Raw genomic sequence first — 19148 nt, forward strand, 5'->3', positions numbered from 1 at the left:
CGCGCGGACGCTGCGCTCACGCCAGCTCGGGATACCCGTGCGCGGCCGCGTCCTGCGCGAGCCGGGCAATCGTGTCGTAGGCACTCGGCGGCAGACGCTCGAAACCCTTCAGCCGCAGTGCGTTCGCTCGCGCCGGATCGACCGAGACCGCACCATCGAGCGCATCCTGCAACGCGCCTGCCAGCGTTGCGTCCAGCGCCTTCGACGCAATCAACGGCAAGCCCGGCGCCGACGCCGTCATGCCGATGATCCGGACGTCGTTCAACAACTCGGGCAGTGCGTCACGCACATACGCGAACGTCACGCAGTCGATCGCCGCGCAATCGGCAACGCCTGCCGCCAGCGCGCGCAGCACGTTCAGGTGCGAGCCGAACGACACGACCGAACTGAAGAAACGCCCGTCATGCGCATGCGGCGCGACCGCATGCCGGAACGCGTTCATCCCGCTGTGTGAATCCGCGCCATTGAATGCTGCCCGCAATCCGCGACAGGCAGTCAGCGTCGTCGCGCCGCCCGCGTACACGCGCGCCGACACCACCAGCACACTGCTGTAGCGCGCGCCGTCGCAGCCGGGCGCATCGAATGCCGGTGTCGCGATCAGGTGCACGGCATCGCGCAATCCGAGCATCCGGTATGGATAACCGCATGTCTGCGACAACAGCAAGTCGTTGCGGTGCCACAGCGCGTGCAGATCCCCGAACGGCTCGTCGAGCAGCGCGACGCCGGCAGGCCCGCCGGCACGCGCGAACGCATCGAGCGCGTCACGCAGCAACGCGCGCCACAGTGCGGCGTGGCGCGGCGTCACGTTGTACATCGGCAGTCCGGCGATCCATGGGCTCATGCGTGCATTCTACGCACCGGCGATGCGTTGGAGAAAGCCCGTTCGCCCGGGGTTCGCGCCGGTCCGGCACGCGCAGGGTCGGTCAATGCTTATCTGCCGCGCAGCGATAAGCAAATGCGAATTGCTTGGTTGGCCTGACTACGCGAGCCGGTTAGCGTTCCAGTGTCGCGACACCGTCGCAAGCCGCTGTAGCGGCCGACCGCGAGCCGCGCCCCGTTTCTGTCAACAGCATCGCGGCCCGCACCGGCGCGATCGTCCGCTACCCGTTACCCGTATAGCACCCGAATCACCCGCTTCATCCCGCCCCAGCACCATGGCCGAATACTTCGACGTCGACCACGCGCGCGCGATCGCCGCACTCAACGCCCGCTTCACTGCCCGCACCGAGTGGCCGACGTGGCTGCTGGTCGTCGCGATCTACGGCGGCTGGCTCGCCGTGCTGCTGCTCGTACGCGCCGAGCGCCTGTCGCTCGCGGCCGCGACGCCGCCGCTGATCCTGCTCGGCGCATGGCACATGTCGCTGCAGCACGAGCTGCTGCACGGCCATCCGACGCGTTCCGCGTTCGTGAACCGGCTGCTCGGCTACCCGCCGTTGACGATCTGGTATCCGTACACGCTCTATCGCGACACGCACCTCGATCATCACCGCGACGAGGACCTGACCGTGCCGGGCGTCGATCCGGAAACGAACTACGTGTCGCGCGAGCGGTGGGCGCGGCTGCCGCGCTGGCGTCGCACGCTGACGGTTGCGCGCACCACCTTCGCCGGACGCCTCGTGTTCGGGCCGCCGACGAGCGTCGCCGCGATGTTCGCCGACGCATTCGCCGCGTTCCGGCGCGGCGACTTCCGCAATCTGCGGATGTGGATCACGCATGCCGCCTGCGTGGTCGCGCTGCTCGCATGGCTGCAGTGGGCAATCGGCGTGCCGTGGTGGTATTACCTGCTGGCCATCACGTGGCCCGCGCTGTCGCTCGCGATGATCCGTTCGCTGTACGAGCATCGCGCCGCGCGGCACCCGAAGGCGCGCATCGCGATCAACGAAGCCGGCTTCGCGATGCGGCTGCTGTACCTGAACAACAACTATCACCTCGTGCATCACGACCTGCCGACACTGCCGTGGTACGACCTGCCGCGCGCGTACCGGATGCGGCGCGATGCGTATGCGGAGAAATGCGGCGGCTTCGTGATCCGCGGCGGCTATCGCGAACTGCTGGCGCGCCATGCGTGGACGCCGACCGACACATCCGTGCATCCGTTCGACCAGGGCACGGCGTCGCTGTCGACGGGCAGTGGTGCGAAGGTCGCCGCCGTCGACGGGTATCTTCAGATCAGTACGTAGTGCTTGAGTGAGTCGCGCTTCGCCGTGAAGGCGTCCGATGCGACGACGCCCGCGCAATGCAGCACGGCCGCCCCGACGCGCATTTCTTACGAAAAGCCGACAACACCGATCTTCATCGGCAAATTGCCAATTTCGGCGGCAATGCCCAGAATGACGGATCGTCCGGGGCCTCCGACAATCATTCGCCCCGGCTCAGCCGCCCGGCCGCGCGCCGCACTCCTCTACGACGATGCAACCGAACACCTCGCCCGGCGCGATCCGCTCGATCGGCAACGACTGGTCCGTCTCCGCGGTGACCGCGGGCTTTCTCGCGGTGCTGATTTCCTACGCAGGCCCGCTCGCGATCTTCTTTCAGGCGTCGCAGGCCGCGCATGTCCCCAACGAGATGGTGGCGTCGTGGGTCTGGGCGATCTCGATCGGCGCGGGCGTGTCGGGCCTCTTCGCGAGCTGGAAACTGAAGGTGCCGATCGTGACCGCATGGTCGGCGCCCGGCACCGCGCTGCTCGTCGGCCTCTTTCCGCAGCTGACGCTGAACCAGGCCGTCGGCGCGTACATCACGGCCGCGCTGATCATCCTCGTGATCGGCATCACCGGCTATTTCGACCGGCTCGTGCGCCACATTCCGCGCGGCATCGCGTGCGGGATGATGGCGGGGATCCTGCTGCCGTTCGGCATGCATGCGTTCTCCGCCGCGACCGCGCAGCCGGTGCTCGGGTTCGGGATGATCGCGGCATACGTGCTCTTCAAGCGCCTGCTGCCGCGCTACAGCATCGTGCTCGTGCTGCTGACGGGCGCCGCGCTCGCGACGCTGCTCGGGATGGCGCATCTCGGCAACGTGTCGCCGAGCATCGCGCGGCCGATCTTCATCGCGCCCGAATGGACGCTCGGCACCACGCTCAGCCTCGCGCTGCCGCTCGTCGTCGTCAGTCTCACCGGCCAGTTCCTGCCGGGGATGACGATCCTGCGCGTCTCGGGCTATCACACGCCCGCGCGGCCGATCATCACCGCAACCAGCGTGATGTCGCTCGTCGTCGCGTGCTTCGGCGGGATCACGATCGTCGTCGCGGCGATCACCGCGGCGCTGTGCACCGGCAAGGATTCGCACGAGGATCCGGACCGGCGCTACATCGCGGGCATCGCGAACGGCGTGATCTACCTGATCGGCGGGCTCTTCGCGGGGACGATCGTCACGCTGTTCTTTGCACTGCCGAAGGCGTTCGTCGCGATCCTCGCGGGGCTCGCGCTGATCGGTGCGATCGGCGCGAACGTGCACGGGATCTTCGAGGACGAGGCGCATCGCGAGGCATCGGTGATCACGTTCCTGGCGACCGCATCGGGGATGACGTGGCTCGGGCTCGGGTCTGCGTTCTGGGGGATCGTGATCGGGTCGATCGCGTATGGGGTGACGAGCTGGGCGCGGCGGCAAACGTAACGCGCGGCGCGCGCCCGCTCAGCCGCCGCGTCGCTCACCGCGCATGCTCGCGCACCAGCTTGGCGAATGCCTCCGCCGGTGTCGTCGCGCCATACACCCGCTCCGACACGTCGGCCTCGACATCGATCTGCCCCGCGTTGTGCGCGTCATAGAGATCGACGATCAGTTGCGCATGACGCTCGCTGAGCCCCGCGCGCAACAGCGTCGCGGTCCATGCGTCGCGCGGCAGTTCGCGCGCGACGATCTCGTGGTCCGCGACCGCGCCGAGCGTATCCGCGATGTCCCGCACGCTCACCCGCCGCGGCCCTTCGATGCTGACGATACGCGGCCCATTGCCGGTTTCGGCGGAATCGAGCAGCAGCCGCGCCGCCGCGACACCGACATCGGGCGCCCAGACCGTCGGAAACACCTTGTCGACCGGATGGTGAAAGCTCGGCAGCACGCCGGTTGCGAGTGCGACGGGCAGCACGCGGGTCCAGTTCTGCAGGTGTTCGGCCGAGCGCAGCAGCGTGAGCCGCGTCGGGACCGTCCTCAGCCTTTCCTCCAGACGATGAAAGAGCCGCGTGATGCCCGTGTTGCCGTCGCGCTCGGCGCCATAGTCCGACAGCGCGAGCAGCGCCGGCGGCGGATTCGCGACGAGCGCGCCGGTCACGAGGTCGATCGTCCGCTCCATCGTTGCCGCCGGGTCGCTGTCGGCGATCGGCACCGGGCACAACATCTGCACGGCTTGCGCGCCATCGATCGCCGCGGCGACCGCGCGGGCGTCCGTCAGATCGGCGATCGCGACGTCGCAGCCGAGTTGCGCGAAGCGTTCGCGCCGGCGTGCGTCGCGCAGCACCGCGCGCACCGGATGGCCTGCCTGGCGCAAGGTCGTTACAGTCGACAGTCCGACGTTGCCTGATGCTCCGAAGATCACGAACACGATCCGCTCCCGGGGGATGATGGTGCAGTGATTCTCGGCGCTCACAGCCAACGTGACGCGCACGGACGGATGATCGGAACAGGAACGGATGACGGATTACACGGTTGCCGAGTGTGTCCGCTGCGTCGCCTGCTCCGGCAGATCATGGGCTCGCCGATCGTCGGCCCCCGCGGGGCCAATCCGGTACAGCGGTCGATCAACGGTCCTCGCCGTCATAAGCGAGCCGCAGCCCGCCCCGCGCTCCGGAGCGCGCGACCTCCGTCGGCGTCACGCCCAGCACGCGATTCATCCAGTTCGCCATGTGGCTCTGATGCGCGAACCCGGCTTCGAGCGCGATCTGGCTGATGCTGAGCCGGCCTTCGAGCAGCAACGCCTTTGCACGCTCGACCCGGCGCCGCACCACGTACTGATGCACCGGCATCCCGAGCGTCTCGCGAAACAGCACCTTGAAATGCGGCACGCTGATCGACACGAGCGCCGCGAGTTCGGCCAGCGTCATGCGGCGTTCGAGGTTGGCCTCGACATAGTCGATCACGCGCGCCGCCGCTTTCGGCGCAAGCATACGCCGGCGCTCGCGAAACACCGGCTGGCTGTCGGCCAGCCGCGCGACGAGCGCCGTGCACAGGCTCTCCGCATAGAGCGGATCCGACGCGTCTTCCGCTTCGAGTTCGGCGGCCATCGCCCACGCGATGTGCTGCAGGCGCGGATCGCGCACCTGCAGCCGCCGGCGGATCTGCGCCTGCGACGGCTTCAGCTCGAGTTGCTCGAACGTGCGCCGCACGAACGTGTCGCTGAGTGCGACGTGCAGGATCCGGCAGTCGGCACTGTCGGTCCACTGGCCCGGCAGGCCGGCGGGAATCACGTCGATGTCGCCGTGGGCCTGGATGCGCGACACGCGTTCGCCGTCGCACACGCAATCCGCGCGCACGGGCGAGCCGATATGCACGCCGATGCGGTGATGATCCGTGGCCGGAATCCGGTACGTACCGGCGCGAATCTCCAGCAGCGACGCGCCGAAGCCGCGCCAGCCGAGCCCGCGGCTGGAGCGCAGGCTGACCGGCACGCCGTTGTCAGTCGGCGCGGCGAGAATCGGATCGCTCATGGTTCCCCTCCACCAGATCGGGTGTCGAACGCGCATTGTGACGCTTTTCCGGGCCGCTTGCCGGGCGCGCACCGCCATTCCCGCGCCGGGCAGAAAAAGATCATCCGTTCCTGCTCCGCCGCATCCTTGCCTGCGCGCGGACGGACGCCGCGACGATTACGATGGCCTCATCCGACACCTACGGAGACCGTCATGCCCCATTCCTGCCCACGACGCGCGGCGTTCATCCTCGCTTCGTCGTCCCGTGCGGCTCGCCGTCCTGCCGGCCCCGCTCCCCGCAACAACCGGACCGCCTTCGCCGCGCGGTGCCTGCGCATGATCGGCTGGTACCGCCTCGAACGGCTGCTCGCGTCGATTCCCGACAGCAACGACGACTTCGGGATCGTCTGACCGGCGGAACGCACGGCTCGCACACGCCGCCCGCGTCCCCGGCGTGCGCCTACTTGCGCCGCCGCTCGTGCGGCGCCACCGTCGCGCCGTCGATCACCGGGGCGCCCTGCTTGATCAGGAAGTCGCGAAACAACCCCGTCACCTGCGAGATCCGCCGGTCGGCGAGCGTGACCACATACCATTCGCGCTCGATCGGGTTGCCCGGAAACGGCAGTTGCCCGAGCAGCCCGGTGCGCAACTCGAGTGCACACGCGTGCAACGACAGGAACGCGACGCCGAGCCCCGCTTCGGCCATCTGCTTGATCGCCTCGTTGCTCGACAGTTCGGAGCCCACATGGAAGCGATGGCCTGCCGTCTTGAACAGGCTCTCGACGGTCGAGCGCGTGCCCGCACCGCGCTCGCGCACGAGCAGGTGCGCGGATTCGAGATCCTTCAGCGCGACGCGCTTGCGCTGCATCAGCGGATGGCCGGGCGCCGCGACGAACACCATCGGATGCTTCGCGAACTCGACCGCGTGCGTGCGCAGCTCCCTCGGCGCGCTGCCCATCACCGCGAGATCGATTTCATGCGTCGCGAGCATGCGGATGATGTCGTCGCGATTGCCGACCTTGAAATAGGTCTTCACGTGCGGGCGCGTCGCGGTGAATTTCACCAGCAGCGGCGGAATCAGATACTCGGCCGTCGTAATCGCGCCGATCCGCAGCGTGCCGCCGAGGTCGCCCGTCAGCGCGGCCACTTCGTCGCCGGCCTCGCTCCACAGATACAGGATCTCACGCGCATAGCGCGCCACGATTTCACCGGCCGCGGTCAGCTGCACGCCGCGCCCCACCCGCTGCAGCAGCGCAGCGCCCACCGCCTCCTCGAGCAGGCGAACCTGCAGCGACACGGCCGGCTGCGTCAGGTTCAGCTCCTCGGCCGCGCGAGATACGCTACCGAGCCGCGCAATCATGTCCAGCGCCTTCAGCTGCCGGAACGTCGCGGCCTTTCCTATAAGTGAATACATATGAGTTGCTTATAAACATTAAATTGTTCGCGTAGGTTCAAAACTATATCGTCGGTTCTTGAGCAATGTCATCCGAATCGTCATCAGCGGGAGCCACAACATGGACCACATCACGCCTACCCTTGCCACGGATCGCGCACCGCGCGTGCCGCGCATCGTGATCGTCGGCGGCGGCGCCGGCGGCCTGCAGCTCGCCACGCGCCTCGGCGACACGGTCGGCCGCCGCGGGCAAGCCGACGTCGTGCTCGTCGACCGCTACCCGACGCACTTCTGGAAGCCGCTGCTGCACGAAGCCGCATCCGGCCATCGCGATCCGGCCTCGCACTCGATCGAATACGCGGCGCAGGCGAAGCGCCACGGCTTCCGCTTCGTGCAGGGCGCGCTGCAGCGGGTCGACCGCGCGGCACGCACGGCGACCATCGCGCCGGTGCAGGACGCGGACGGCACGGAGATCCTGCCGCAACGCGAGCTCGGCTACGACGATCTGGTGCTGGCCGTCGGCAGCGTGACGAACTTCTTCAACGTGCCGGGCGCCGCGCGTCACGCGCTGCCGCTCGAAAACCTCGACCAGGCCGAGGATTTCCGCCGCAAGTTCCTCGCCGCCTGCACGAAGGCGAACCACCTGGCCGAGCAGCAGCCGGCGCGGCGCGCGGCACCGATCTGCATCAACGTGATCGGCGCGGGCGCGACGGGTGTCGAACTGGCCGCGGCGCTGCGTCATGCGATCCAGCAGCTGACGACGTATCGCTTCAAGGCACTGGTGTCGGCGCGCGACGTACACATCCGGCTGATCGAAGGCGGCCCGCGCATCCTGCCGGCGCTCGACGAAAGGCTGTCGGCCAGGATGCAGGCGCAACTGCGCACGATGAACGTCGACGTGCTGACGGATACGCGCGTCGCGGAAGTCGGCGCGGACGCGGTCATGACCGCGACCGGCGAGCGGCTTGCGAGCGACATCACGATCTGGGCGGCCGGCGTCGCGGGCCCCGCGATGCTGCGGGAACTCGGCGACATCGCGCTTAACCGATCGAACCAGGTGATCGTGACCGACACGCTGCAGACGCCCGACGATCCGCACGTGTATGCGTTCGGCGATTGTGCCGCGTGCCCGTCGGCCGATGCGAGCGGTTTCCTGCCGCCGCGCGCACAGGTTGCGCACCAGCAGGCCGTGTACCTCGGCGATGCGCTCGCGCGGCGCCTCGCCGGCAAGCCGACGCCGGGCTTCACGTTCCGCGACGCGGGCACCGTCGTGTCGCTCGGCCGGGCAGGAGCCGTGTATCAGGCCGACCTCGGCGTGCGTTCGCGCTCGCTGATCGTCGACGGGCTCGCCGCGATCGGGCTGTACAAGTTCCTGTACCGCAAGCATCTGTTCAGCGTGTACGGTCTGAAGCGCGCGCTGTTTCAGTCGCTGAGCCACTGGCTGCAAAGGCTCAACCAGCCGTCGATCAAGCTGCACTGATCGCCGACTGCCACACGGCATCGCAAGACGGCGTATCGGGCGCACCTCGCCCGATACGCCGTTTTCTTGTCTGCACGGATCCGGTGCATTCGTTGCGTGCGCACGTTTGGTGCATCACATGGAAGCCCGTCGATACGATGCAAATCATCCGCAAAACATGGGATCGGGCGCATCCCGCGCCGGTGTTGGCTCACCGCCCCATTCATTAGTCGAATCGTATGAGTCGACTATAAATATTAATTGGTTGTAATTTCCGGATCGACGCTAAGGTGTTGGGCATTCCCGTCCGCGAACGGATCGTCACGTCTCAGGAGAGGAATCACCGTGGTCATCGAAGCCATCGTCACCCGTCTCGACGCCGCATTCGCGCAGATCGAAGCGACACCGGATTCGCACGAATCGCGCAACCAGCGCGATGCGATCATCCAGTGGCTCGACAGCGCGTCGGAGCAAGGATATCGACTCGGTCTCGTCACGACGCTGCCTGCCGCCCGGCTCAGCGACATGTTCGAAGGCCAGTTCGGCCGCGCGAACCTCGACCGCTTCTCGGTCGTCGTGACCGACGCCAATCAGCAGGACTCCGTATCAAGCCAGCATCCGTTCGACATCGCGCTGCAGGCGCTGGGCGTGCCGCCCGAGCGCGCGGTGGCCGTCGCGAGCAGCGAACCGGAACGCCGCGAAGCCGAGACGTTCGGCCTGTCGCGTTGCGTGCGCATCACCGACACGATGCGCTCGATCGCATCGGCAGGCCTGCACTGACCTGAGCACCTGCATACGGGCCGGCTCGCGCGGGACGTGTATCGCAACGGCGCGCGGGTCATCGTGAAGATGCTGTTAAACAAGCGCGCGACGGATTTCCAGGGCGGCGTGCGACGGCGAGAAACTCGCCGCCGGAAGCCGCTTCTACGATTACACGGGATTGAAGCGCTGTGACGGATAGCCTCGACGCGTCGTCAGTCCACCGGGTAATCGAGATCGTGCCAGCGCTTCGCCGATTTCCCGCCCGAGCCAAGATGACCGCCGGGGAAGCGCATGACCGCAATCGCGTGAAGCGCTTTCTCGTCGAGCGCGGCGTCGCCGCAACTGCGCCTGACCTTGAGATCGCGGACACGCCCGTGCTCGTCGAGCCAGACACGCACGATCACGCGCCTTCTCGACGTGCCGTTCTGCACGCCGCGTGACAGCAGGCGGTCCATCAGCGACATGGGTTTCTCCGTGATGCTCGAACGCTTCGGTTATCGATACGTGCCGGCCTGCGTGCAACGTCAGTGCTGAATGGCCACGCTTTTGTGCGTCGCCCGCACGGCCTTCGGCTTCGCAACGACGGGCGCCTTCGGATCGATGCCGACCGCATGCTCGACCTTGCGGGTCTTCGCGGGTGCCGCGTGCGCCTTCGACACGGGTTTCGCGTCGGCATGCGCCGCGGCCGGCGCATTCGACCGCCAAGAACCGGGTTGCCGCCCCGGCTTCACGGCCGCCGCACCGCTTGCTGCCACGGGTGAATGCTTGACCTGGTGTGCGTATTCCTTGACGTCGTGGTCGCTCATCCACGATTCCGTATAGGCCGCCGACGCGGGCTGTGACAGGTTGAGATACGCGACCGATGCGACGAGAAAGGCACGTACATGCGTGCGACGATTGAATGCGGTAATGACGAATGCTCCTTGCGAACTGGCTCGACGCCCTGTATCGGCGCCGTCGTGGCGGCACGATAAATGAGCGCATTCAGCATCGCAAGCGTCTGAGGGGGATCCAAACGATTCTTGACGTTTGAATGATCGATCCTGTGCGCGAGACCACTCACGTACCGCGTTCGACCGCGTCGGACATGCCGATGTTGTCACGCGTGCGGCATCGGCAACCTGCCGAACTCGGGCCCGCCGACGGTGTCGAACGTGCATCGCCGGAGAATCACATGAAACGCGCCGCCCCTTTCGCCATCCTGATCCTGCTTGCCGCCGTCAGCTTGCCGGCGGTCGCCGGCACCGCCACGGACAATGCCACCGCGCCGGTTGCGCAGCAAGCGAGAAACTGCGTGCCGTCCTCGACGTCCGCCGGCGCAGCGCCCGGCTCCCGCACGGCGTCGAAGGCGCCACCGATCCGCATCTGCGTCGGCGATTCCGATACGCAACTGAACCTGCCGTGGTTCCTGACCGACGTCCTCACCGCCATGGACACGCATCAATCGCCTCGCGACCTGCTCCACAAGATGCGCAACGACTTCTGAAGCGCGGCCGCTAGATGTGACGCGCGATGCAAATATTTCTCGACAAGCATCAATCTCGATATTGCGCTATTTTTTGAATAACAATATTTCGTAATCGCGCGTAACACGCCTTATACTTGCCGCGCACCATCCTCGTGCCAAGAGACGGTGTCTTCTGTCCCGGCTGCACATCGATGCGGCCGGGTTTTTTTTGGGGTGTGCGATACCGACATACATCCGTTGTCGATGTATGTTACGAAAGAGCGCCTCGAATCCTGTGCTCCCGCCGCGATGTCGCTTCGTGCGTTTCGCGAGCGTAGAATCGATTTGCGTCCCGATATGGGCGCGAGCCGCGGTGCCCCGGCCAGGCACGGCGAATGCCTCGCGCCAATTCATCGACCGGTTCGACCTGCATTCACATGCGCACAACAACAAGTACGACCCGAGGACCATCCGCGCTCGCACCGCGCCCGAAACCCGCGTTCCAGCGCAGCGGCGCGTGGTCGCACATCGTCTTCCCGGTTGCCCTGATCGTCTGCATCCTCGTGTTCGTGCTGGCGCTCGTCGTTGCAGGGCGTCTGGCGCGAGACTCGATTGCACGGCACGAAAGCGACGTCGCGAACGACATCGTGATATCGGTCGACCGCATCCTCGACGGGATTCGCACGCGGCATCCGGATGAGTTGAACGCGCTGGTCGGGCGGCCCTGCACGACGATCTTCAGGACGCTCGCCGAAGTGGGCACTCACCTGCGCTATCTTCGGGCCGTCGGGCTGGCGAACAGCGGTCGCGACCTGCTCGTCGGCGCTGGGCGCGATCAACGTCCCGCTCGACGCCTACATTCACGCGCCAGCGCCGGGGATGACGGCCATCACGCTGCTTCGGCAAACGCCGTTTCAGCGTGACGTTCCGGTGCTGGTGGCGTTTCGCGCGACCGCGCCCGACTCCGGCGTCCTTTATCTGGTCGAAGGCGACTATGTGGCAGACGTGCTCGCGCACGGAACCCGCTTCGGGGCGGAAACGGCCACCCTGTCGATCGAGGGCGCGGGAAGCATCGATCGGCATGGTACGTTCGTCCCGTCACTCAGCGCGGCGCCGGCCACGGGCAGCAAGATTGCGTCGAACGCGTGGCCATTCACAGTCTCCGTCAGCTCGGCGGAACCCTACGTTTCGCAGGTGCAGCGGCGCTACCGACTCATCTGCCTGACGATCGCGCTGCTGGTCAACGGCCTCGTAGCGGCCACGTACCTGCTCGCGATGGCGCCGCGCCGGCTGTTGCTGAAGGCCGTTCGCAATGCGCTGAAGCGCAACGAATTTCATGTCGTCTACCAGCCGATCGTCGAAGTCGAAACGCGCAGGACTGTCGGCGTCGAGGCGCTGCTGCGCTGGCACCATCCGAAATGGGGAGCCATCAGTCCGGCCGTGTTCGTGCCGCAGGTCGAATCAAGTGCGGTCCTGCCGAAGGTGACCGAGTTCGTGCTTCGGAGGGCCGTATCGGAACTGACCGCACTCGCGCCGTCGGTGCCGCTACGCATCGCGATCAACGTCGCGCCGAAGGATCTTGAACGCGCGCGCTTCGTGTCCGTCGTCGAAGACACGATCGGCAGGCTTCCACAAGGCAGCACGCTGGTCCTCGAAGTGACCGAGCGCATCCTGCTCGAGAAGAATCCGCGCACCACCGAGATATTCGCCACACTGCGCGCGAAAGGCGCGAAGTTCGCGATCGACGACTTCGGCACGCATCACAGCAACCTCGACATGCTGTCGCGCTTTCCGTTCGACTACGTGAAGATCGACCGACAGTTCATCTCGCAGCTCACGACGGGCAACGCGAAACTGATCGAAGGAATCGCGGCGGTCGCCCACCACTACGGCCTGAAGATCATTGCCGAGGGCGTGGAGACGGAAGAGCAGCATCGCGCACTGCATGCGGTCGGGATTCAGTACGCGCAGGGCTATCTGTATCAGCGGCCACGGCGAGCGGAACACCTGAAGCGGAATTTCGCGCCGATGCCGGCTTGAATGCCGCATCGGCGCTAAACGCCCGGTCGGCGAATACGTGACGCACACGCGTCGTCCGGTCCGCACGTGACGCCGGCTGCCGCACGCGGTCGATGCGCTGCGTGGCGGGTCACGCGGCGGCTTCCTGCCACCTGATGCCATCGATCCGCCCTTCGGCGGGAACCGCGCGAGAGGCGCTAAAATCCGCCGCCTGGGCATCCACGACGAGCAAGCGTTTTGACGGAGTTCGAGCAAGGTTTCATCCTCACCCGCCACTGGCGGGACACCGCATCCGGCATCGAGATCGAGTTCTGGCTGGCAACCGAACACGGTCCGCGCCGCGTGCGGCTGCGCCCGCAGGAAGCCGTCGCGTTCGTGCCGGTCGAGCAGCAGGCGCTCGCCGAACACACGCTCGCCGGCGAACGCGATGCCGAACTGCGCCCGCTCGCGCTGCGCGACTTCCGCCAGCGCGCGGTGGCCGGCCTCTATTGCCGCCGCTACCGCCACCTGTCCGGACTCCAGAAACGCCTCGCCGCGGCCGGTGTCGACGTCTACGAAGCCGACGTGCAGCCGCCCGACCGCTACGCGATGGAGCGCTTCATTACCGCACCGGTGCTGTTTCGCGGCACGGCCGGCCACGACGGCACGCTGACCGACGCCGAACTGAAACCCGCGACCGGCTATCGGCCGACACTGCGCTGCGTGTCGCTCGACATCGAGACGAGCGTCCACGGCGAGCTCTATTCGATCGCACTCGAGGGCTGCGGACAACGGCAGGTCTACATGCTCGGCCCGCCGAACGGCGACGCGTCGGCCGTCGACTTCCGTCTCGACTACTGTGACAGCCGGGCCGAGATCCTCACACGCCTCAACGAATGGTTCGATGAATACGATCCCGATGCGGTGATCGGCTGGAACCTCGTGCAGTTCGACCTGCGCATCCTGCATGCGCATGCGGAACAATACGGCGTGCCGCTGAAGCTCGGCCGCGGCGGCAGCGTGCTCGAGTGGCGCGCGCACGGCCAGCAGCCCGACCATTTCTTCGCGGGCGCGGCCGGCCGCCTGATCCTCGACGGCATCGACATGCTGAAATCGGCGACGTGGACGTTTCCGTCGTTCAGCCTCGAATACGTGTCGCAGTCGCTGCTCGGCGAAGGCAAGTCGATCGACAATCCGTATCAGCGGATGGACGAGATCCAGCGCCGCTTCGATCACGACAGGCCCGCGCTCGCGCGCTACAACCTGAAGGATTGCGAACTCGTCACGCGCATCTTCGACAAGGCCGACCTGCTGTCCTTCGCGCTCGAACGCGCGACCGTCACGGGCCTCGCGGCCGATCGCACCGGCGGCTCGGTCGCCGCGTTCACGCACCTTTACCTGCCGCGCATGCACCGGCTCGGCTACGTCGCGCCGAACCTCGGTGACGTGACGGGCCAGAATAGTCCCGGCGGCTTCGTGATGGATTCGCGGCCCGGCCTGTACGACTCGGTGCTCGTGTTCGATTACAAGAGCCTTTATCCGTCGATCATCCGCACGTTCCTGATCGATCCGGCCGGGTTGATCGAGGGGCTCGCGCATCCGGGCGACGACACGTCGGTGCCGGGCTTTCTCGGCGCGCGCTTCTCGCGCACCGCGCATTGCCTGCCCGACATCGTGCGGCGCGTGTCCGAAGGCCGCGACGAAGCGAAACGCCAGCGCAACGCGCCGCTGTCGCAGGCGCTGAAGATCATCATGAATTCGTTCTACGGCGTGCTCGGCTCGACCGGCTGCCGGTTCTTCGATCCCCGCCTCGCGTCGTCGATCACGATGCGCGGCCACGAGATCATGCATCGCACGCGCGAGTTGATCGAGGCGCAGGGCTACGAAGTCATCTACGGCGATACCGATTCGACCTTCGTCTGGCTCGGGCGCGAGCACGACGACGACGCAGCCGCCGCCAAGGGCCGCGCGCTCGTCGAGCACGTGAACCGCTGGTGGCAAGCGCACCTGCGCGATCGCTTCAGGCTGGAGAGCGCGCTCGAACTGCAGTACGAGCGGCATTACCGGCGCTTCCTGATGCCGACCGTGCGCGGTGCGGAAGAAGGCAGCAAGAAGCGCTATGCGGGTCTCGCGCTCGCGGCGAACGGCGGCGAGGACCTCGTGTTCAAGGGGCTCGAAACGGTGCGCACCGACTGGACGCCGCTCGCGCAGGCATTCCAGCGCGAGCTCTACCGGCGCGTGTTCAAGCGCGAACCGTATCAGGACTTCATTCGCGACTACGTGCGCCGCACGCTCGCCGGCGAATACGACGCGCAACTCATCTATCGCAAGCGCGTGCGCCGGCCGTTGAGCGAATACCAGCGCAACGTGCCGCCGCACGTGCGCGCCGCGCGGATCGCCGACGAATTCAACCAGGCGCGCGGCCGGCCGCTGCAGTACCAGCGCGGCGGCTGGATCAGCTACGTGATGACGACGGCCGGCCCGGAGCCGCTCGAGACGATGCGCTCGCCGATCGACTACGCGTTCTACGTGAGCCGTCAGTTGCAGCCGGTCGCCGATGCGATCCTGCCGTTCCTGCGCGACGATTTCGAACGCGTGATTTCCGGGCAGGGGCAGTTGTTCGGCGACTGACGACACGCGGTACTGCGCTAGCCAATATCTTCATACGGTTGCGTTCGCAACCGCTTCGCATCCTGTTGGGCCTCGGGTTGCGCACGCCTCGATCGGCATTCAGGCCGGCCCGCTCGCCGGCCGACACCGCGATACCGTAAGCACTCGCCGCGACGGCAGCGTGCGACTTCACCGTAAGTTCGCTGACGGCTGCGAAACTCGGGCGCGACCACGACGAACTGATCGACGCGATCGCGCAACGCGATGCCGACGCCGCCGAACGCGCCGCGCACGAGCACACGATGCTGTTCCGGAAGCGCTTCCTCGACTACATGAAGCAGAACATGACGGAATCGATGGCCGTGCTGTAACGCCGCACGCCGGAAGGAGTGCGTCCGTCCGGCTAAAATACCGGCCTGCCGCGCCCCCCGCCGCGGCCGGAGGACATTCATCATGACCGCACGTCGCGGTGCCGCGGTCGCCATCGCGCCCGGTCACGAGACAGCCAGCCTGTCGAAAGCCCAGAAAACGTTCAATACGCTCGTCAAGCACATCGAAAAGCGGCGCGAGCGGCTCGGCGCGTGGGAAGCCGTGATGCCGGCGTTCCAGAAGAAGTTCGTCGACGCGCTGTTGCCGCTCGAACAGGAAGCGACGGCGCTGCGGATCCGGCTGATTCATCTGCTCGACGACACGTTTCTGCAGAAAGGCTTGAGCAAGGCCGAACAGCGCACGCTGTCCGACCTGATCGCCGACATGGCGCGCGATTTGCTGAATGTGAGCGACGACGCGGCGCTGAAGATCATTTACAACCGGCACGCCGAATCCGGGCACGTCGGCAACGCAGCGGCCGAGCCCGAGCCAACGGAACCGGCGCGGGAGCCCCAACCGCAATCGCAACCTGCTGAGGATCTGGACTCACTGTCGCCGGACGAGCTGGCCGAACGGATGCAAGCCGAACTCGATGCACAGTTCGAGCGCGACATGGCCGCTCACGCGGCCCGCGAGGCCCAGCGCGCGAAGCGCAAGAAAGCGCCGAAGCAATCGGCCGCGCAGGCCCGCGTCGAAGCCGAGCAGGCCGAATCGAGCAAGTCGATCCGCGAGATCTATCGCAAGCTCGCGAGCGCGCTGCATCCCGATCGCGAAACCGATCCGCTGGAACAACAACGCAAGACCGTGCTGATGCAGCGGGTCAACCGCGCTTACGAGAAGGGCAACCTGTTGCAGCTGCTGGAGCTCCAGCTGGAGATCGAACAGATCGACCGCCGTGCAATCGACGGCCTCAGCGAAGCGCGGCTCACGCGTTACAACGGCATCCTGGAGGAACAACTGCGCGAACTTGATCAGGAGATCGTGCACGTCGAGAACGATTTCCGGCGGACCTACGGCATCGCGTCGTCGAACAAGGTCGCGCCCGATACGGTCCTGCGCATGCTCGCGCGCGACATCGCCGGCATGCAGCGCAGCAACCAGGACCTGGCCGTCGCGCTGCGCGAGTTCGAGGATCCGGATCAGGTCAGGAGCTGGCTGAAGGACATGAAGCGCCGGCGCGCATCGTCGCGCTTCGACGAGGATTCGTATTGAGCCGGCAAGCGCGGGCAAACGCGCGATGCGCACGCCGCGCCCTTCACTGCGGCTCGCCGATCCCGCCCATCAGCATCATCAACTGCTCACGCAGCCACCGACTACCCTGATCCTGATCGGCGCTGCGGTGCCAGTAGCAGAAGTATTCGAGCCCCGGCATCTCGAACGGCAGTTCGAGAATCCGCGCCGGGTAACGCTGCAGCAGCCTGAGCGGCGCCGTCAGCGCGAGATCGCCGCGCATCGCGATCAGCGGCGCGACCATGTAGTGCTGCACCCGCATCTGGATGTTGCGGCGCAGCCCGAGCCGCGTCAGCTCCGCATCGACGTGCCCGCTGCCCTTGCGGCGGCTCGACACGTGGATGTGCCCCATCGACAGGTAGTCGTCCATGGTCAGCGCGTCGCCCTTGAACGGGTGATCGTCGCGGATCATGCATGCGTAGCGGTCGCGCACGAGCAGCGCCTGATGCAGGTGCGGGTCGCCGATCAGCGGCGCGTCGATCGCGATGTCGACGGAGCCGTTCGCGAGCGCGGTCGCCACTTCGCGGCGGTCCATCGTGTAGCTGCGCACGTGCATGCCGGGCGCATGCGTCTGCAGCAGTTCACCGAGCGCGGGCAGCAGCAGCGCCTCGGTCAGGTCGCTCATGCTGAGCCGGAACACGCGCTCGGACGAAGCGGGATCGAAAACGTCGCCTTCGTGCGCGCTCGAATCGAGCAGCTGCAGCGCCTCGCGCACGCGGCCGACGATGTTCTCGGCCATCGGCGTCGGCATCATCCCGGCCGGCGTGCTGACGAACAGCGGGTCGTTCAGCGTCTTGCGCAGCCGCGCCAGCGCGTTGCTGACGGCCGGCTGCGTGAGGTTCAGCACCTCGGCCGCGCGCGTCAGGTTGCGCTTGTTGTAGATCGCCTCGAATACGACGAACAGGTTCAGATCAATCTTCGAAAGACGCATCGCCGGATCTCCTTGCCGGCATCTTAATACGGCGTGCGTCTCCCGCTCCTCCACGTCGCGTCCCCGCGCGGCGCGCGGCTCAGCCGCGCGGCGGCCGTGTCAGGTACGGCTCGGTCGAACCGCGCACGGCGTCCTTGATCTCCATGCGCGCGATCGCCTGCAGGTGCACCTCGTCCGGGCCGTCCGCGAAGCGCAGCGCGCGGCCCCAGGTCCACAGATCGGCGAGCGGCGTGTCGGGGCTCAGGCCCATCGCGCCGAACACCTGCATCGCGCGGTCGCACACGTCCGTGTATACGGTCGGCACGAGCGCCTTGATCATCGAGATTTCCTTGCGCGCCGCCTTCGCGCCGACCTTGTCGATCATCCATGCGGCCTTCAGCACCAGGAGGCGCGCCTGGTCGATCTCGATGCGCGAGCGCGCGATCCATTCGCCGATCGTGCCGTGCCGGTTCAGCGGCTTGCCGAACGCCTCGCGCGACTGCGCGCGGTCGATCATCAGTTCCAGCGCGAGCTCGGCCGCGCCGATCGAACGCATGCAGTGGTGAATCCGGCCCGGCCCGAGGCGCGCCTGTGCGAGCGCGAAACCGCTGCCTTCCTCGCCGAGGAGGTTGCGCGCCGGCACGCGCACGTTGTCGAACGTGATCTCGCAGTGCCCTTCGGGCGCATAGTGATTGACCACCGTGATGTTGCGCACGACCGTCACGCCCGGCGTGTCGCGCGGCACCAGGATCATGCTCTGCTGCTGGTGCGATTCCGCGTCGGGATCGGTCTTGCCCATCACGATGAAGATCCGGCAGTTCGGATGCGCGGCGTTCGTGATGAACCACTTGCGGCCGTTGATCACGTATTCGTCGCCCACGCGCTCGATGCGCGTCGTGATGTTGGTCGCGTCCGACGACGCGACGTCGGGCTCCGTCATCGCGAACGCCGAACGGATCTCGCCGCGCAAGAGCGGCAGCAGCCACTGTTCACGCTGCTCGGGCGTCGCGAACATGTGCAGCAGCTCCATGTTGCCGGTGTCCGGCGCGTTGCAGTTGAACACCTCCGACGCCCAGCCCACGCGCCCCATGATCTCGGCGAGCGGCGCGTATTCGAGGTTCGTCAGCCCGGTGCCCGGCTCGTCCTCCTTCAGGTGCGGCAGGAACAGGTTCCACAGCCCTTCGGCCTTCGCGCGCTCCTTCAGCGCCTCCATGAACGACACGGGATACTGCCCCGCATGCACTTCCTCGTTCCACTGACGGATGCGCGGCACGATGTGCGCGTCCATGAATGCACGCACGCGTTCGCGCAGTTCTTCCACTTTCGGGGTGTAGCCAAAGTCCATGATCGACTCC

16 protein-coding genes and 1 pseudogene are annotated in these 19148 nt (G+C 66.7%); 9 read left to right on the forward strand and 8 right to left on the reverse strand.

What is annotated here, in order from left to right:
- Positions 1–16: 16 nt before the first annotated feature.
- Positions 17–841 carry a phosphate/phosphite/phosphonate ABC transporter substrate-binding protein gene (locus DIE08_RS20235; RefSeq protein WP_124903243.1) on the reverse strand — a complete coding sequence of 275 codons (825 nt, stop codon included), beginning with the start codon at positions 839–841 and terminating at the stop codon, positions 17–19.
- A gap of 313 nt (positions 842–1154) precedes the next feature.
- Between DIE08_RS20235 and DIE08_RS20240 the strand changes: the two genes are divergently transcribed.
- Both DIE08_RS20240 and DIE08_RS20245 read left to right on the forward strand, forming a co-directional pair.
- Positions 1155–2180, forward strand: a complete 1026-nt coding sequence (locus DIE08_RS20240) for a fatty acid desaturase (protein WP_124903245.1) — start codon at positions 1155–1157, stop codon at positions 2178–2180.
- 229 nt (positions 2181–2409) lie between these two features.
- On the forward strand, positions 2410–3612 hold the full coding sequence (locus DIE08_RS20245) for a benzoate/H(+) symporter BenE family transporter (protein ID WP_124903247.1): 1203 nt from the start codon (positions 2410–2412) through the stop codon (positions 3610–3612).
- Between the two features lie 34 nt (positions 3613–3646).
- Here the strand turns inward: DIE08_RS20245 and DIE08_RS20250 are convergent, their stop codons facing one another.
- A complete protein-coding gene (locus DIE08_RS20250; protein WP_124903249.1) occupies positions 3647–4534 on the reverse strand; it encodes an NAD(P)H-binding protein in 888 nt (295 codons plus the stop codon).
- Between the two features lie 196 nt (positions 4535–4730).
- Positions 4731–5636 (reverse strand): AraC family transcriptional regulator, encoded by a 906-nt coding sequence (locus DIE08_RS20255; protein WP_124627741.1) that lies wholly within the window; start codon positions 5634–5636, stop codon positions 4731–4733.
- Positions 5637–5828: 192 nt separating this feature from the next.
- On the opposite strand from DIE08_RS20255, the gene DIE08_RS20260 reads away from it, so the two are divergent.
- Positions 5829–6026 (forward strand): hypothetical protein, encoded by a 198-nt coding sequence (locus DIE08_RS20260; protein WP_124903251.1) that lies wholly within the window; start codon positions 5829–5831, stop codon positions 6024–6026.
- 49 nt (positions 6027–6075) lie between these two features.
- On the opposite strand, the gene DIE08_RS20265 is transcribed toward DIE08_RS20260, so the two are convergent.
- Positions 6076–7029: a LysR family transcriptional regulator gene (locus DIE08_RS20265; protein WP_124627743.1), complete on the reverse strand. Its 954-nt coding sequence runs from the start codon at positions 7027–7029 to the stop codon at positions 6076–6078.
- Positions 7030–7129: 100 nt separating this feature from the next.
- On the opposite strand from DIE08_RS20265, the gene DIE08_RS20270 reads away from it, so the two are divergent.
- The gene (locus tag DIE08_RS20270) at positions 7130–8488 is read left to right on the forward strand and encodes an NAD(P)/FAD-dependent oxidoreductase (RefSeq protein WP_124903253.1); all 1359 of its coding nucleotides are present in this window, start codon (positions 7130–7132) and stop codon (positions 8486–8488) included.
- Positions 8489–8812: 324 nt separating this feature from the next.
- Positions 8813–9247, forward strand: coding sequence for a phosphatase (locus DIE08_RS20275; protein ID WP_124627747.1), 435 nt, complete (start codon positions 8813–8815; stop codon positions 9245–9247).
- 194 nt (positions 9248–9441) lie between these two features.
- On the opposite strand, the gene DIE08_RS20280 is transcribed toward DIE08_RS20275, so the two are convergent.
- Together DIE08_RS20280 and DIE08_RS20285 are read right to left on the reverse strand one after the other, a co-directional pair.
- The gene (locus tag DIE08_RS20280) at positions 9442–9693 is read right to left on the reverse strand and encodes an energy transducer TonB (RefSeq protein WP_059447486.1); all 252 of its coding nucleotides are present in this window, start codon (positions 9691–9693) and stop codon (positions 9442–9444) included.
- Between the two features lie 60 nt (positions 9694–9753).
- Positions 9754–10035: a transcriptional regulator gene (locus tag DIE08_RS20285; RefSeq protein ID WP_124627749.1), complete on the reverse strand. Its 282-nt coding sequence runs from the start codon at positions 10033–10035 to the stop codon at positions 9754–9756.
- 368 nt (positions 10036–10403) lie between these two features.
- On the opposite strand from DIE08_RS20285, the gene DIE08_RS20290 reads away from it, so the two are divergent.
- The 4 genes and pseudogenes from DIE08_RS20290 to DIE08_RS20310 all read left to right on the forward strand — a co-directional run bounded on the left by DIE08_RS20290 (position 10404) and on the right by DIE08_RS20310 (position 16865).
- Positions 10404–10715 carry a hypothetical protein gene (locus DIE08_RS20290; protein WP_124903255.1) on the forward strand — a complete coding sequence of 104 codons (312 nt, stop codon included), beginning with the start codon at positions 10404–10406 and terminating at the stop codon, positions 10713–10715.
- A 356-nt stretch (positions 10716–11071) separates the two neighbouring features.
- A pseudogene (locus DIE08_RS20295) lies at positions 11072–12716 on the forward strand (EAL domain-containing protein).
- A 216-nt stretch (positions 12717–12932) separates the two neighbouring features.
- Positions 12933–15305: a DNA polymerase II gene (locus DIE08_RS20300; RefSeq protein ID WP_124903257.1), complete on the forward strand. Its 2373-nt coding sequence runs from the start codon at positions 12933–12935 to the stop codon at positions 15303–15305.
- A 432-nt stretch (positions 15306–15737) separates the two neighbouring features.
- On the forward strand, positions 15738–16865 hold the full coding sequence (locus tag DIE08_RS20310; RefSeq protein WP_124903259.1) for a molecular chaperone DnaJ: 1128 nt from the start codon (positions 15738–15740) through the stop codon (positions 16863–16865).
- Between the two features lie 43 nt (positions 16866–16908).
- Here DIE08_RS20310 and DIE08_RS20315 read toward each other — a convergent pair whose 3' ends face one another.
- Both DIE08_RS20315 and DIE08_RS20320 read right to left on the reverse strand, forming a co-directional pair.
- A complete protein-coding gene (locus tag DIE08_RS20315) occupies positions 16909–17814 on the reverse strand; it encodes a LysR family transcriptional regulator (protein ID WP_059604864.1) in 906 nt (301 codons plus the stop codon).
- Between the two features lie 79 nt (positions 17815–17893).
- Complete coding sequence (locus DIE08_RS20320) at positions 17894–19138, reverse strand: acyl-CoA dehydrogenase family protein (RefSeq protein WP_124627757.1); 1245 nt, start codon at positions 19136–19138, stop codon at positions 17894–17896.
- Between the last annotated feature and the right edge of the window lie 10 nt (positions 19139–19148).

Source organism: Burkholderia sp. Bp9004, from assembly GCF_003858025.1.
Lineage (GTDB): Bacteria > Pseudomonadota > Gammaproteobacteria > Burkholderiales > Burkholderiaceae > Burkholderia > Burkholderia diffusa.

Bases quoted from the DNA above. Each gene is read 5' to 3' on its own strand.
- DIE08_RS20270 (WP_124903253.1), top strand. From the start codon at position 7,130: ATGGACCACATCACGCCTACCCTTGCCACGGATCGCGCACCGCGCGTG.
- DIE08_RS20315 (WP_059604864.1), bottom strand. From the start codon at position 17,814: ATGCGTCTTTCGAAGATTGATCTGAACCTGTTCGTCGTATTCGAGGCG.
- DIE08_RS20245 (WP_124903247.1), top strand. From the start codon at position 2,410: ATGCAACCGAACACCTCGCCCGGCGCGATCCGCTCGATCGGCAACGAC.
- DIE08_RS20265 (WP_124627743.1), bottom strand. From the start codon at position 7,029: ATGTATTCACTTATAGGAAAGGCCGCGACGTTCCGGCAGCTGAAGGCG.
- DIE08_RS20285 (WP_124627749.1), bottom strand. From the start codon at position 10,035: ATGAGCGACCACGACGTCAAGGAATACGCACACCAGGTCAAGCATTCA.
- DIE08_RS20290 (WP_124903255.1), top strand. From the start codon at position 10,404: ATGAAACGCGCCGCCCCTTTCGCCATCCTGATCCTGCTTGCCGCCGTC.
- DIE08_RS20240 (WP_124903245.1), top strand. From the start codon at position 1,155: ATGGCCGAATACTTCGACGTCGACCACGCGCGCGCGATCGCCGCACTC.
- DIE08_RS20255 (WP_124627741.1), bottom strand. From the start codon at position 5,636: ATGAGCGATCCGATTCTCGCCGCGCCGACTGACAACGGCGTGCCGGTC.
- DIE08_RS20310 (WP_124903259.1), top strand. From the start codon at position 15,738: ATGACCGCACGTCGCGGTGCCGCGGTCGCCATCGCGCCCGGTCACGAG.
- DIE08_RS20235 (WP_124903243.1), bottom strand. From the start codon at position 841: ATGAGCCCATGGATCGCCGGACTGCCGATGTACAACGTGACGCCGCGC.
- DIE08_RS20260 (WP_124903251.1), top strand. From the start codon at position 5,829: ATGCCCCATTCCTGCCCACGACGCGCGGCGTTCATCCTCGCTTCGTCG.
- DIE08_RS20280 (WP_059447486.1), bottom strand. From the start codon at position 9,693: ATGTCGCTGATGGACCGCCTGCTGTCACGCGGCGTGCAGAACGGCACG.
- DIE08_RS20320 (WP_124627757.1), bottom strand. From the start codon at position 19,138: ATGGACTTTGGCTACACCCCGAAAGTGGAAGAACTGCGCGAACGCGTG.